Raw genomic sequence first — 13517 nt, 5'->3', positions numbered from 1 at the left:
ACCCCCGGCCCGGGGCCGCTGACGCGCGCGGCCCCGGTCCGGTCTCCAACCTTCGGTTTACCGCTGGACCGCTGGACGAGGAGGAACATGTTGAGATCACGACCATTCGCCAGGCCGAGGCGCGCGCGCCCGCTCCCGGCACTGGCCGCGGCCGCCCTGATGGGTGCCGCGGCCACGGTGGGGCTCTCCCCCGCCGCCACCGCCGCCGAAGTCGCCTGCACGGTCACCTACAAGGTGGGCAGTGAGTGGGGCAACGGCTTCGGCGCCACCGTGGACGTGCGCAACGAGGGCACCGACGCGATCGCCGACTGGAACCTCACCTGGACCTTTCCCGACGGCCAGCAGATCACCCAGCTGTGGAACGGCACGCACACCCAGACCGGGGCCGCGGTGAGCGTGCGCGGCGCGAACTGGAACCGGACGCTCGCCGCCGGGACCACCGCGCAGATCGGCTTCAACGCCAGCAAGGGCGCGCAGAACCGGGTGCCTGCCGACTTCGCGGTCAACGGCACGGCGTGCACCGGCGCCAACAAGGCACCCGGTGTGCAGCTGACCAAGCCCGCCGCCAACTCCTCCTACGCGGTACCGGCCGAGATCCCGCTCGAAGCGACCGCGAGCGACACCGACGGCACGGTGCAGAAGGTGGAGTTCTACGCCGGGACGCAGCTGCTCGGCACCGACACCACCGCGCCGTACCAGTTCACCTGGTCGGGCGCGGCCGCCGGGGAGTACTCGGTGACCGCGAAGGCCTTCGACAACAAGGGCGCGACCTCGATGTCCACCCCGGTGGCGGTGAAGGTGCTCGCCGCACCCGCCGTGGTCACCACCCCGTCGAAGGTCAACGTCAAGCAGGGCGGCACCACCACCGTCGACGTCAAGCTGGCGGTGCAGCCCAGCGGACCGGTCACCGTGTCCGTGGCCAGGACGGCGGGCAGCACCGATCTCACCGCCAGCCCGGCCACGCTTTCCTTCACCACGGCCAACTGGAACGTCGGCCAGCCGGTGACGATCAGCTCGGCGGCCAACGGCGGCGCCCCCGCCACGGCGACCTTCTCGGTCACCGCGCCCGGGCTGACCGCGGCGCCGATCGAAGTGTCCGAACTGGACCCGGACGCCTCGGACTACCAGGCGGCGTTCCTCGAGCAGTACAACAAGATCAAGGACCCGGACAGCGGCTACTTCCGCAACTTCGGCGGGCTGCTGGTGCCGTACCACTCGGTGGAGACGCTGCTGGTGGAAGCCCCGGACCACGGGCACCAGACCACCTCCGAGGCGTTCAGCTACTACCTGTGGCTGGAGGCGGCCTACGGTCAGCTGCAGGGTGACTGGGCGCCGTTCAACGCGGCCTGGGCCTCGATGGAGAAGTACATCATCCCGGCGAAGGCCGACCAGCCCACCAACGACAAGTACAACCCGGCGAAGCCGGCGACGTACGCGCCGGAGCACCCGCGGATGGACAAGTACCCGGCGCAGCTGGACACCGCGGTACCGGTCGGGGCCGACCCGATCGCGGCCGAGCTGAAGGCCGCCTACGGCACCGACGACATCTACGGCATGCACTGGCTGATCGACGTGGACAACACCTACGGCTTCGGCCGCTGCGGCGACGGCACCACCGCCCCGGCGTACATGAACACCTACCAGCGCGGCTCCAGTGAATCGGTGTGGGAGACCATTCCGCAGCCCTCGTGCGACACCTTCGCGCACGGCGGCCCGAACGGCTACCTCGACCTGTTCACCAAGGACGCCAGCTACGCCAAGCAGTGGAAGTACACCAACGCACCGGACGCCGACGCGCGCGCGGTGCAGGTGGCGCACCTGGCCAACCAGTGGGCCACCGCGCAGGGCAAGGGCGCGCAGATCGCCGACACCGTGAAGAAGGCGTCGAAGATGGGCGACTACCTGCGGTACGCCATGTTCGACAAGTACTTCAAGAAGATCGGCAACTGCGTCGGGCCGAGCACCTGCCCGGCGGGCACCGGCAAGGACAGCGAGCACTACCTGATGTCCTGGTACTACGCCTGGGGCGGCGCGACCGACACCTCGGCAGGCTGGGCGTGGCGCATCGGGGACGGGGCGGCCCACCAGGGCTACCAGAACCCGCTCGCCGCGCACGCGCTGGCCAACGACCCGGCGCTCAAGCCCGCCTCGGCCACCGGCGCGCAGGACTGGGCCAAGAGCCTGGACCGGCAGCTGGAGTTCCTGCAGTGGCTGCAGTCGGCCGAAGGCGGTATCGCCGGTGGCGCGACCAACAGCTGGGAAGGCCAGTACGCCACCCCGCCGGCCGGCCTGCCGACCTTCTACGGCATGTACTACGACTGGCAGCCCGTCTGGCACGACCCGCCGAGCAACCGGTGGTTCGGCTTCCAGGCATGGGGCCTGGAGCGGGTGGCCGCGCTGTACCAGCAGACCGGCGACGCGCGTGCCAAGAAGATCCTGGACAAGTGGGTGCCGTGGGCCATCGCCAACACCACCATCGGCACCGGCGGCCAGTTCGCCATCCCGTCCGACCTGCAGTGGACCGGCACGCCCGACACCTGGAACCCGTCGGCACCCGGCTCGAACTCCGGGCTGCACGTCACCGTGCTCAACCACAGCCAGGACGTCGGCGTGGCCGCCGCGTACGCGAAGATCCTGCTGAACTACGCGGCCAAGTCCGGCAACGCCGAGGCCAGGACCGTGGGCGAGGGCCTGCTCGACGCGATGCTGGCGCACACCGACGAGATCGGCATCGCCGTGCCGGAGACCAGGACCGACTACAACCGGTTCGACGACGAGTACAACTCCAGCAGCGGCGAGGGCGTCTACGTGCCGCCGGGCTGGACCGGGACGATGCCCAACGGCGACCAGATCGCCGCCGGGGCCGACTTCCTGTCCATCCGGTCCTTCTACACCAAGGACCCGCAGTGGCCGAAGGTCCAGGCCTATTTGGACGGTGGGCCCGCACCCACGCTGACCTACCACCGGTTCTGGGCACAAGCCGAGATCGCCACCGCGTTCTCGACCCACGTGCAGTTGTTCGGCACCGCGTGACGCGCTAGCCGGACGACCCAGGACGCGGCCGCTACATCGCCGTTCGCGGCCGCGAGGCCAGGCCCGCCATCCGCCGGTGGCGGGCCTGTGTCTTTGGTCGCGCCTCCGGCGCGACGGCGAGGTCGCTGTTGAGCCAATCCCCGGACTGGGGCACGTCGTGCCGCTGGGCGGCCCAACGTGCCCCAGTCCGGTGATCGGCGCGACCTCGCGGCTGGTGCAGATGTTGTGTCAGGTGCCCCCACCTGTAGTGAGAGAGGTGTGACATGAGGAAGAGATTGGCGTTGTTGAGTGTGTTGCTCGCGGCGATGGCCGGGCTGGCGGTACCGGCGGTGACCGCGGCGGCGCCCGCAAGCGGGTTCTACGTGCAGAACGGGCGGTTGTACGAGAGCAACGGCGCCGAGTTCGTGATGCGCGGGGTCAACCACGCGCACACCTGGTACCGCGGCGAAACCAGTTCGTTCGCCAACATCAAGGCGCTCGGTGCCAACACCGTGCGCGTGGTGCTGTCCTCCGGGCACCAGTGGACCAAGAACGACGCCGCCGACGTGTCCACTGTGGTCTCCCTGTGCAAGCAGAACCGGCTCATCTGCGTGCTCGAAGTGCACGACACCACCGGCTACGGCGAGCAGGCCGCCGCGGTCTCGCTCGACACCGCGGCGAACTACTGGCTGGAGGTGAAGAACTCGATCATCGGCCAGGAGCAGTACGTCATCGTCAACATCGGCAACGAACCGTGGGGCAACACCGGGTACGCGGGCTGGACCGACGCGACGAAGTCCGCCATCCAGAAGCTGCGCGCGGGCGGGCTGACGCACACCCTGATGGTCGACGCGCCCAACTGGGGCCAGGACTGGTCGTTCACCATGCGCGACAACGCGGCCTCGGTGTTCGCCGCGGACTCGCTCAAGAACACGCTGTTCTCCGTGCACATGTACGGGGTGTTCGACACCGCCGCGGAGATCACCGACTACCTCGGCCGGTTCACCGCCGCCGGGCTGCCCATCCTGGTCGGCGAGTTCGGGCACAACCACTCCGACGGCGACCCCGACGAGGACACCATCTTCGCCACCACCCAGGCGCAGCGACTCGGCTACCTCGGCTGGTCGTGGAGCGGCAACGGCGGCGGTGTGGAGTACCTCGACATGGCCACCGGCTTCAACCCGGCCGCGCTGACCTCGTGGGGACAGCGGATCTTCAACGGTGCCAACGGGATCAAGCAGACGGCCAGGGAGGCCACCGTTTTCGGTGGTGACAACGTTGACACCCAGGCGCCGACCACCCCGGGCACACCGACGGCCTCCGGGGTGACCGCGAACAGCGTGCAGCTGAGCTGGGCCGCGTCCACCGACAACACCGCCGTGACCGGGTACGACGTGGTGCGGATCAACGGCACCGCCGAGGCGTCGGCGGTCTCGTCGAGCACGAACGCGGCGACGGTCACCGGCCTCTCCCCCGCCACGGCGTACACCTTCGCCGTTTACGCCCGCGACGCGGCGGGCAACCGTTCGGCGCGTTCGGGCACGGTCGCCGTGACCACCGCTCCGGCGGGCGCGGGTGCCTGCTCGGCCGGCTACCGGGTCACCGGCCAGTGGTCCGGCGGGTACCAGGCCGAGGTCACCCTGACCAACACCGGCACCAGCGCGATCGACGGCTGGCAGCTCGGCTGGACCTTCACCGGCGGGCAGACCATCACGAACCTGTGGCACGGCGTGCCGGTGCAGACCGGGGCGTCGGTGGTGGTGACCAATGCGGCCTACAACAAGGTCATCGCGGCGGGCGGCTCGGTGACGATCGGGTTCACCGGCTCGTGGACGGGCAGCAACCCGGCCCCGGCGGCGTTCGCGCTGAACGGCGCCACCTGCTCGGCCGCCTGATCCTCTCGTAGTGCGGACACGAATGTGGCTTTCGGGGCGTTTTTCGCCCCGAAAGCCACATTCGTGTCCGCGGCCAGCGGGTAGCATGGCCGCGATGACCGCCGTTCCCGCCGGGCTGCTGGCTTCCGGAGCTTGGCGGCGTGCGGGCCCGGACGGCCTCCACTGGGTGGAATCACTGCCACGAACCTTCGACCGGCTGCGCGAACGGTGGTCCCTGGTGCCCGACGGACCGGCCTGGCACGGCCACCACGCGATGGTGCAACCAGTGCGCCGCGACGGTGAACCATTGGTACTGAAGGTTTCCTGGCCGGACGAGGACATCGACAGCGAAGCCCGCACACTGTCCATCTGGGACGGTCGCGACGCGGTGCGGCTGGTGGCGAGCGAACCCGCCGAGCACGCGCTGCTGCTCGAACGCGCGGATCCCGGCCGCTCCGCCCGATCGGCCGACGTCGAAGGCGCGCTTCCGTTGCTGGGCGGGCTGTTGCGGCGCATGGCCGTGCCGGCGCCGGACGGCCTGCGCCGCGTTTCCGCCGTGGCCGCGGGCATCCGCGAAACGCTCACCGAACGCTGGGACGCCGCCGAGCACCCGTTCCCGCGCTCGCTGGCTGACCGCGTCGAGCACCTGGCGGGCGAGCTGAGCGAACTGGCCGACCCGTACCTGGTCAACCGCGAACTGGCCTACCGCAAGGTGCTCGCCGCCGACCGCGCGCCGTGGCTGGTGATCAGCCCGCGCGCGGTCGCCGGGCCGCTGGAGTTCCAGGTGGCGCCGCTGCTGTGGACCCGGCTCGACGAGATCGGCGGGCGCACCGCGGTGCTGCGGCAGTTCCGCCGGCTGGTGGTGGCGGCCGGGCTGGACCGCGACCTCGCCCGGTCGTGGACCGTGGTGCGCTCGGCCGACCACCTGCTGACCGGGCTGGCCGCGGGCTACACCGAGGAACCGGTCCGGTGCCGCCTGCTGCTCGACACCTTCTCCGGCGCCCGCTAGGGCGTGAACGCGCCCTAACCCTTGACCGAGCCGGTCAGCCCGCCCACGATCCGGCGTTCGGCCAGCATGAAGAAGCCCAGTGCCGGGATCATCGACAACGCGGTGAACGCCAGCACCCGCGCGGTGTCCTGCGAGTACTGCGACTGGAAGGTGGCCACGCCCAGCGGCAGCGTGAAGTTGCCGGAGTCGTTGAACACCAGCAGCGGCAGCAGGTACGCGTTCCAGCTGGTGACGAACGCCAGCACGGCCACCGTGGTCAGCGCGGGCATCGACAGCGGCAACAGGATCCGCCAGAAGAAACCGACCCGCGTCGCGCCGTCGAGCACCGCCGCGTCCTCGATCTCCGCCGGGATGGCGCGCATGAACGGCCGCAGGATCACGATGGTCACCGGCAGCGAGAACGCGGCCTCCGGCAGCGCCACGCCCAGCGGGTTCTCCAGCATGTCGAGCTGCCTCAGCAACAGGTACAGCGGGAGCGTCGCCACGCCGAGCGGGAACAGCAGCCCGAGCGTGAACAGCGTGTACCACCCCTCCCGGCCCCGGAAGGAGTACCGCGACAACGCGAACGCCGCCATCGAGCCCAGCGCCACCGCGAGCGTGGTGGCCACCACCGCGATCAGCAGGCTGTTGCCGAGAAAGGTCCAGAACTCCGGTGAGGTCAGGATCTCCCGGTAGTTGTCCCACACCCAGGGCCCCGGCAGCCCGGCCGGGTCCGCGTTGATCTGCTCGGTGGTGCGGAACCCGCCGAGGATGACAAAAACCAGTGGTACCACGGTGATCCCGACGATCAGGATCGCCACCAGGTACGCCACCGACTGCCGTTTCATCGGCTCACCGCCCCTTCGGTGTCGCGCCGCAGCGCGAATCGCTGGTACAGCAGGGCGAAGGTGAAGCAGATGATGAACAACAGCACCGCCACCGCGCTGCCGAACCCGAACTCGTAGCGCTTGAACCCGTGGTCGATCAGGTAGGTGGCCATCGTGGTCGAGGCGTTGGCCGGCCCGCCGAGCGTCATGATCCACACCAGGTCGAACAACTGCAGCGAGCCGATCACCGACAGGAAGATCCAGATCCGCACGGTCGGGCCGAGCAGCGGCAGGATCACGTGCCGGGTGGTCTGCCACGACGTCGCGCCGTCCAGCGCGGCCGCCTCCTTCAGCTCGGCGGGAATGCCCTGGAGCCCGGCCAGCAGCAGGATGATGCCGAACCCGATGTACTTCCAGGTGATCACCACAAACAGGGTGAACAGCACCAGGTCGGGGTCGGCCAGCCACTGCCGCACCAGCCCGCCCATCCCGGCCGCGCGCAGCACCTGGTCGGCGAACCCGCCCGGCTGCAGGATGAGCAGCCAGATCACCGCGGTGATCGCCTCCGAGAGCACGTACGGCGCGAAGACGATCACCCGCAGGAACGCCCGGCCGCGCAGCCGCCGGTTGAGCAGCAGCGCCAGCGCGATGCTCAGCGGCAGTTGCACCACCAGCGACAGCACGGCGATGACCACGTTGTGCCACACCGCGTTCTGGAACACCGAGCCGGTCAGCGCGTCCAGGTAGTTCTTGAAGCCGGCGAAGTCGTCGAGCGAGGTGAACCCGGTCCAGTTGTAGAGGCTGTAGTACACCGCCAGCACCATCGGCACCAGCACGAACCCGATGAACAGCACCAGGGCCGGGCCGAGGAACAGGATCAGTTCGAGCTTCCGGCGCAGGTCCGAGGACACCGCGCTCCCTCGTGGACGGGCACCGCGCTTTCGCGAACGGAGCATGTCACTTGTTCCCCGCGGCTGCCGAGTTCACGGCCTGCACGATCGTCTCCGGTGTGCCCTGACCGGCGAAGAAGTTCGCGATGGCGTCGTTGAGCGCCTGGCCGACGCTGGTCGGCAGCGCGATGTCGAAGTAGGTCTGCCGGTGCGGCGCCTGCTGCGTGTACTCGAACACCGACTTGAGCGAGTCGGTGGTCAGCGCCTGCGCCGCGGCCGGGTTGACCGGCAGTCCCGCTCCGACAGCGGCGAGCTTCTCCTGCACCGGGGTGCTGGTCAGGTACTGGAGGAACTTCGCGCAGGCCGCCCCGGCGCGCTTGGTGCACGAGAAGCCGTCACCACCGGCGAGCACCGCGCCGGGCGCGCCCTCGCCACCGGCGACGGCCGGGAACGGGAACCAGCCGAGCTTCGAGTTCAGGTCCTTGTCCGAGGTGAGCGCGGACATCGTGTCCGGGTCCCAGTCACCCTGCAGTTCCATCGCGGCCTGGCCGTTCGCCACCAGACCGGCCGAACTGCCCGCCCCCTGCTGTGCCGGGGTGCCGACAAAACCGGGCTGGAAGGGCTGGGTGTCGAGGAACGCCTTGAGGTCCTGACCGGCGCGCAGCCAGCACGGGTGCTCCATGCGCACGGTCTCGACGGCCTTCTTCAGCTCTTCCGGCGCGCAGTGCCGGGTGGCGAGATAGCCCCAGTAGAACGCGTCCGGCCAGCGGTCCTTGCCACCGATCGCGATCGGCGCCACCCCGGCGGCCTTGAGCTTGGCCACCGCTTCGTTCAACTGCTCCATCGTGGCCGGGGGCGTGGTGATGCCGGCGTTGGCGAAGATGTCCTTGCGGTACCAGAAACCCACCGTGTGCCCGACGTAGGGCACGCCGTACTGCTTGCCGCCGTCCGCCCAGTCCTGGGCGATCGGGCCGAGCGAACCGATCCACGGCGAGGTCTGCTCGGTGATGTCGGCGACCTTGCCCGACGGCAGCTGGCCCTTGCCGTTGCCACCGCCCCACTGCTGGTAGATGTCCGGCGGGCTGTCCGACTGCAGTGCCAGCGGGATCTTGGTCTGGAACTGCTCGTTCTGCACCGGCTCGATCTTGAAGCTCACCCCCGGGTTGGCGGCCTGGTAGTCGGCGGCGATCTGCTCCCACACCGCTTTCCGCGTGTCGGTGGTGCCGTTGTGCCACCAGGTGAAGGTGACGGGTCCGTCCGCGTTCTCCGCCGTGTCGCCCCCACCGCCGCAGGCGGTGAGGGCGACCGCGGTGACCGCGGTGAGAAGGAAGGCGCAAACGTTCCGGAATCGGCGCATGGTGGTCCACTCCTGACGACTTCGGCCGAGCTGGACCGGGCTGGCAGCACTGGCGCAGCCCAGGTTGGCTAGAGAGTCTGGCCCGAGGTCAAGGCCGTGTCAATCGTTGTCGATAACGTTTTACAGAGCTACGCTGTGCCGGTGCAGCCAAGCTCCCGTGTGACCATCAGGGACGTCGCCGAGCGCGCCGGCGTCTCCGTGGCGACCGTGTCCAAAGTGCTCAACCAGCGGTACGGCGTCGCCGCCGCCACCTCCGCGCGCGTGCGTTCGGTGATCGAGGAACTGGGGTACGAGGCCAGCCTGGTCGCCCAGAGCCTGCGCAACCACCGGACCAACGTGATCGGCATCCTGGTGGCCGATCTCGAACCGTTCAGCACCGAGCTGCTCAAGGGCGCGGCCGACGCGATCCGCGGTTCGGGCTTCGAACTCGTCGTCTACTCGGCGGGCGGGCGCACCGACGACAAGGCGGGCTGGGAACGCCGGTACCTGTCGCGGCTGAGCGGCACCCTGGTCGACGGTGCGCTGCTGGTCACCCCGGCGGCCGCGCTCGAGCCGCGCGAGGGCACGCCGGTGGTCGCCGTCGATCCGCACACCGGCTCCGCCGAGCTGCCCACCATCGACTCGGACAACCTGCGTGGCGCGCAGCTGGCCGTGGAACACCTGCTGGCACTGGGCCACCGCCGGATCGCGCTGCTCACCGGGCGCCCCGACCTGCAGTCCGCGCAGCTGCGCGAAACCGGCTACCGGCGTGCGCTGGCCACCGCGGGCGTGCCGGTGGATGAGGAGCTGGTGCAGGTCGGCGCGTACGACCCGGAGATCTCCGCGGCCTCGGCGCGGCGCCTGCTGGACTCGGCATCCCGGCCGACGGCGATCTTCGCGGCGAACGACCTGTCGGCCATCGCCACCGTCGAGGCCGCGCGGGCGCTCGGCCTGCGCGTGCCGGAAGACCTGTCGGTGGTCGGCTTCGACAACATCCCCGAGTCGGTGCTGTGCGTGCCCCCGCTGACCACCGTCGAGCAGCCCATCCGCGAAATGGGCCGCCGCGCGATCGAACTCCTCATCCCGCTGATCAACGGCGAACAGCCCGAAACCACGCACGTCACGCTGGACACCCGGCTCGTCGTGCGCCAGTCGACCCGACAGGTGGAGCAGTCGTGACCCTCGATCCCGCGCGCACCGAGCTTTGGCGCGATCCCGCCGCCGCCCCCGCCGACCGGGTGGCCGACCTGATGGCCAGGATGACCACGCGCGAGAAGCTGGCGCAGCTGTTCGGCGTCTGGATCGGCATCGACGCCGCCGGCGAGATGGCCCCGCACCAGCACGACTTCGCCATCGAGCCGGGTGACTGGGACCGGCTGGTCGGAGCCGGTATCGGCCAGCTGACCAGGGTGTTCGGCACCCGGCCGGTGGAGCCGCTGATCGGCGCGCGCGGGCTGGCCCGCACCCAGCGCGAGGTGATGGCCGCCAGCCGGTTCGGCATCCCGGCGCAGGTGCACGAGGAGTGCCTGACCGGGCTGGCCGCGTGGCGCGCCACGGTGTACCCGTCGCCGCTATGCTGGGGCGCTGCTTTCGACCCGGCACTGGTCGAGCGCGTGGGTGTCCACATCGGACGGTCGATGCGGCGGCTCGGCGTGCACCAGGGCATGGCACCGGTGCTGGACGTGGCGCGTGACCTGCGGTGGGGCCGGGTCGAGGAGACCATCGCCGAGGACCCGTACCTGGTCGGCACGATCGGCTCGGCGTATGTGCGCGGGCTCGAATCGACGGGCGTGGTCGCCACGCTGAAGCACTTCGCCGGGTACTCCTCGTCGAAGGCGGGCCGGAACCTGGCGCCGGTGTCGATCGGCGCGCGGGAACTGGCCGACGTGTTGCTGCCGCCGTTCGAAATGGCGTTGCGCGCGGGTGCCCGGTCGGTGATGAACGCCTACACCGACAACGACGGCCTGCCCGCCGCGGCCGATCCGGGGCTGCTGACCACGCGGCTGCGCGAGGTCTACGGGTTCACCGGCACGGTGGTCGCCGACTACTTCTCGGTTTCGTTCCTGCGCACGCTGCACGGGGTCGCGGGCACCAGGGCCGAGGCCGCCGCGCAGGCGCTAGCCGCCGGGATCGACGTCGAACTGCCGACGGTCGACTGCTTCGGCGCGCCGCTGCTGATGGCGCTGGAATCGGGTGAGGCCGAGGTCGCGCTGGTCGACCGCGCGCTGGAACGGGTGCTGCGGCAGAAGTGCGAACTCGGGCTGCTCGACCCGGGCTGGTCACCCGATCCCGAGGTGCTCGCCGACGGCCGCGCCGAACTCGACGACGCCGAGTCGCGGGCGCTCGCGCGTGAACTGGCCCAGCGGTCGATCGTGTTGCTGCGCAACGAAGACGCCCTGCCGCTGGCACCGGGCAGGCGGCTCGCGGTGATCGGCCCGCGTGCCGACGACCCCGGCGCGATGCTGGGTTGCTACTCGTTCCCGATGCACGTCGGTGTGCACCACCCGGACGTGCCGATGGGCATCGAGGTGCCCACCGTGCGGGAGGCGCTCAGCGCCGACCACGACGTGACCTACGCGCTGGGCTGCCCGGTCGAGGGCGGCGAGGACGGCGGGATCGCCGAGGCCGCGCGGGTCGCCGCCGACGCCGAGATCTGCGTGGTGGTGCTGGGTGACCGGGCCGGGTTGTTCGGTGGCGGCACCTCCGGCGAGGGCTGTGACGTCGCGGATCTGCGGTTGCCGGGCAGGCAGGAGGAACTGCTCGAAGCCGTGCTGGCCACCGGCACACCGGTGGTGCTGGTGCTGCTGAGCGGGCGTCCGTACGAGCTTTCGCGTCAGGCCGACCGGCTCGCCGCCATCGTCTGCGGTTTCTACCCCGGCGAGGAGGGCGGGTCCGCGCTGGCCGACGTGCTCAGCGGCCGGGTGAACCCGTCGGGACGGCTGCCGGTGAGCTTCCCGGCGGCCGGGGCGACCCAGCCCGCCACCTATCTCGCCGCGCCGCTGGCCACCCGGAGCGAGGTCAGCACGGTCGACCCGACCGCGTTGTTCCCGTTCGGGCACGGGCTTTCCTACGCGCCGGTCAGCTGGGGCGAGGTCACCGGCGACGAGGAATGGCGCACCGACGGGGTGTTCCGGCTGTCGGTCCCGCTGCGGAACGACACCGATCGCGACAGCACCGAGGTGGTCCAGGTGTACCTGCACGACCCGGTGGCCGAATGCGTGCAGCCGGTGCAGCGCCTGATCGCGGCGGCGCGGGTGGACCTGGCGCCCGGTGAGGCGCGGACCGTGCGGTTCGGGCTGCACGCGGACCTGACCTCCTACACCGGCCGCGCCGGGCGGCGGCAGGTCGATCCGGGTGAGGTCGAGCTGCGGATCGGCGCGTCCAGCACGGACATCCGCACGACGCTCGCGCGCGTGCTGACCGGCCCCCGGCGCGAGGTCGGCTTCGACCGGGTCCTCTCCCCCGAGATCGACTAGCCCATGTCACGAATGTGGCTTTCGAGACGTTGCGCGTCTCGAAAGCCACATTCGTGACAGTCGCTACGGGTTGATCCTGGTGTAGGCGGGCTTCGGTTTCAGTGACTCGTCGAAGAGGCAGGCGGCGCCTTCACCGGGGAAGGTGCCCGGCACCCACGAATGCCGGTCGGTGAAGCCCCAGGTGGTGAACTCCACGCAGCGGCCCACCGCCTGGCAGGCGTCCCACGCCTGGTCGAAGTAGTCGGCCTGCTTGCTCAGCTTCGCCGCGTCCGCGGGCAGCTGGATGCGCACGTCGGCCTCGGTGATGGCCACGTCCACGCCCAGGTCGGCAAAGCGCTGCAGGTTCGCCTGGAATCCGCCGGGAAAGCCGTACTGCGTGGACAGGTGCGTCTGGAAGCCTGCGCCCTCCACCGGAACCCCTTGCTGGCGCAGGGATTTCACCAGCTCGTACATCGCGTTGCTCTTGGCGCCCTGCCATTCGACGTTGTAGTCGTTGATGTACAGCTTCGCGCCCGGGTCGGCCTGCTTCGCCCAGCGGAAGGCGTCGGCGATGTAGCCGTCGCCGAGCTTCTGCCGGAAGATCGAGTCGCGGAGCGTGCCGTCCTCGTTGAACACCTCGTTCACCACGTCCCACGCGCGGATCTTGCCCTGGTACCTGGTCATCACCGTGGTGATGTGCTGCTGCACGGCCGCGCGCAGCTCGCCGGCGGACAGGTTGTTCAACCAGCCGGGATACTGGTTGTGCCAGACGAGCGTGTGCCCGCGCACGGATTTCCCGTTCTGCCGCGCGTAGTTCACGATCGAGTCCGCGGCGGACCAGTTGTACTGGCCGCGGTTGGGCTCCAGGCTCGCCCACTTCATCTCGTTCTCGGGCGTCACGCTGTCGAACTCGCGGGTCAGCGTGGTGCGGTAGTCGGCTTCGTTCGCCAGTGCCGTGGCGGGCACCGCGCTGCCGACGTACCGGCTGGTGATGTCCTTCAGCGGCGGTGCCGCCGACGCCGGGGCCGCCTGCCAGGTGATCAGGCAGGCGCCGAGCGCCAGTACCGCGGCCCACCGTTGTATGGTTCGCGCCATCGTCGTAGCTCCTTCTCGGGGGCACTACGGTGGCGGCAGG

At 70.2% G+C, this 13517-nt stretch carries 9 protein-coding genes; 5 read left to right on the top strand and 4 right to left on the bottom strand.

What is annotated here, in order from left to right:
• Window positions 1-87: 87 nt before the first annotated feature.
• The 3 genes from A4R43_RS06500 (at window position 88) to A4R43_RS06490 (ending at window position 5895) form a co-directional block, all read left to right on the top strand.
• Entirely contained in the window at window positions 88-3033 is a 2946-nt protein-coding gene (locus A4R43_RS06500) for a glycoside hydrolase family 48 protein (protein ID WP_113691482.1), read from the top strand.
• A gap of 263 nt (window positions 3034-3296) precedes the next feature.
• A complete protein-coding gene (locus A4R43_RS06495; RefSeq protein ID WP_113691481.1) occupies window positions 3297-4907 on the top strand; it encodes a cellulase family glycosylhydrolase in 1611 nt (536 codons plus the stop codon).
• 94 nt (window positions 4908-5001) lie between these two features.
• Entirely contained in the window at window positions 5002-5895 is an 894-nt protein-coding gene (locus tag A4R43_RS06490) for an aminoglycoside phosphotransferase family protein (protein ID WP_162788343.1), read from the top strand.
• Window positions 5896-5909: 14 nt separating this feature from the next.
• Here the strand turns inward: A4R43_RS06490 and A4R43_RS06485 are convergent, their stop codons facing one another.
• Genes A4R43_RS06485 through A4R43_RS06475 form a run of 3 tightly spaced genes read right to left on the bottom strand, consistent with a single transcriptional unit; the run spans window position 5910 to window position 8948 of the window.
• Complete coding sequence (locus tag A4R43_RS06485; protein WP_113691479.1) at window positions 5910-6722, bottom strand: carbohydrate ABC transporter permease; 813 nt, start codon at window positions 6720-6722, stop codon at window positions 5910-5912.
• Entirely contained in the window at window positions 6719-7612 is an 894-nt protein-coding gene (locus tag A4R43_RS06480; RefSeq protein WP_236808803.1) for a carbohydrate ABC transporter permease, read from the bottom strand. Before A4R43_RS06480 ends, A4R43_RS06485 begins: the two co-directional genes overlap by 4 nt.
• A 46-nt stretch (window positions 7613-7658) precedes the next feature.
• Window positions 7659-8948 carry an ABC transporter substrate-binding protein gene (locus A4R43_RS06475; RefSeq protein ID WP_113691477.1) on the bottom strand — a complete coding sequence of 430 codons (1290 nt, stop codon included), beginning with the start codon at window positions 8946-8948 and terminating at the stop codon, window positions 7659-7661.
• A 159-nt stretch (window positions 8949-9107) separates the two neighbouring features.
• Between A4R43_RS06475 and A4R43_RS06470 the strand changes: the two genes are divergently transcribed.
• Window positions 9108-10106 (top strand): LacI family DNA-binding transcriptional regulator, encoded by a 999-nt coding sequence (locus A4R43_RS06470; protein ID WP_113691476.1) that lies wholly within the window; start codon window positions 9108-9110, stop codon window positions 10104-10106.
• Window positions 10103-12403 (top strand): beta-xylosidase/alpha-l-arabinosidase, encoded by a 2301-nt coding sequence (locus A4R43_RS06465; RefSeq protein WP_472240947.1) that lies wholly within the window; start codon window positions 10103-10105, stop codon window positions 12401-12403. The genes A4R43_RS06470 and A4R43_RS06465 overlap by 4 nt, the downstream gene beginning before the upstream one ends.
• Before the next feature lie 63 nt (window positions 12404-12466).
• Here the strand turns inward: A4R43_RS06465 and A4R43_RS06460 are convergent, their stop codons facing one another.
• A complete protein-coding gene (locus A4R43_RS06460; RefSeq protein ID WP_113691475.1) occupies window positions 12467-13477 on the bottom strand; it encodes an endo-1,4-beta-xylanase in 1011 nt (336 codons plus the stop codon).
• Between the last annotated feature and the right edge of the window lie 40 nt (window positions 13478-13517).

The organism is Amycolatopsis albispora, from assembly GCF_003312875.1.
Taxonomy (GTDB): Bacteria; Actinomycetota; Actinomycetes; order Mycobacteriales; family Pseudonocardiaceae; genus Amycolatopsis; species Amycolatopsis albispora.
Note: the sequence above shows the minus strand (reverse complement) of the source record. Positions and strands in the feature narration are given on the sequence as shown.

What these genes read in the sequence shown, in the direction of transcription:
- A4R43_RS06490 (WP_162788343.1), top strand. Translation starts at nt 5,002, where the DNA reads ATGACCGCCGTTCCCGCCGGGCTGCTGGCTTCCGGAGCTTGGCGGCGT.
- A4R43_RS06495 (WP_113691481.1), top strand. Translation starts at nt 3,297, where the DNA reads ATGAGGAAGAGATTGGCGTTGTTGAGTGTGTTGCTCGCGGCGATGGCC.
- A4R43_RS06500 (WP_113691482.1), top strand. Translation starts at nt 88, where the DNA reads ATGTTGAGATCACGACCATTCGCCAGGCCGAGGCGCGCGCGCCCGCTC.
- A4R43_RS06475 (WP_113691477.1), bottom strand. Translation starts at nt 8,948, where the DNA reads ATGCGCCGATTCCGGAACGTTTGCGCCTTCCTTCTCACCGCGGTCACC.
- A4R43_RS06460 (WP_113691475.1), bottom strand. Translation starts at nt 13,477, where the DNA reads ATGGCGCGAACCATACAACGGTGGGCCGCGGTACTGGCGCTCGGCGCC.
- A4R43_RS06485 (WP_113691479.1), bottom strand. Translation starts at nt 6,722, where the DNA reads ATGAAACGGCAGTCGGTGGCGTACCTGGTGGCGATCCTGATCGTCGGG.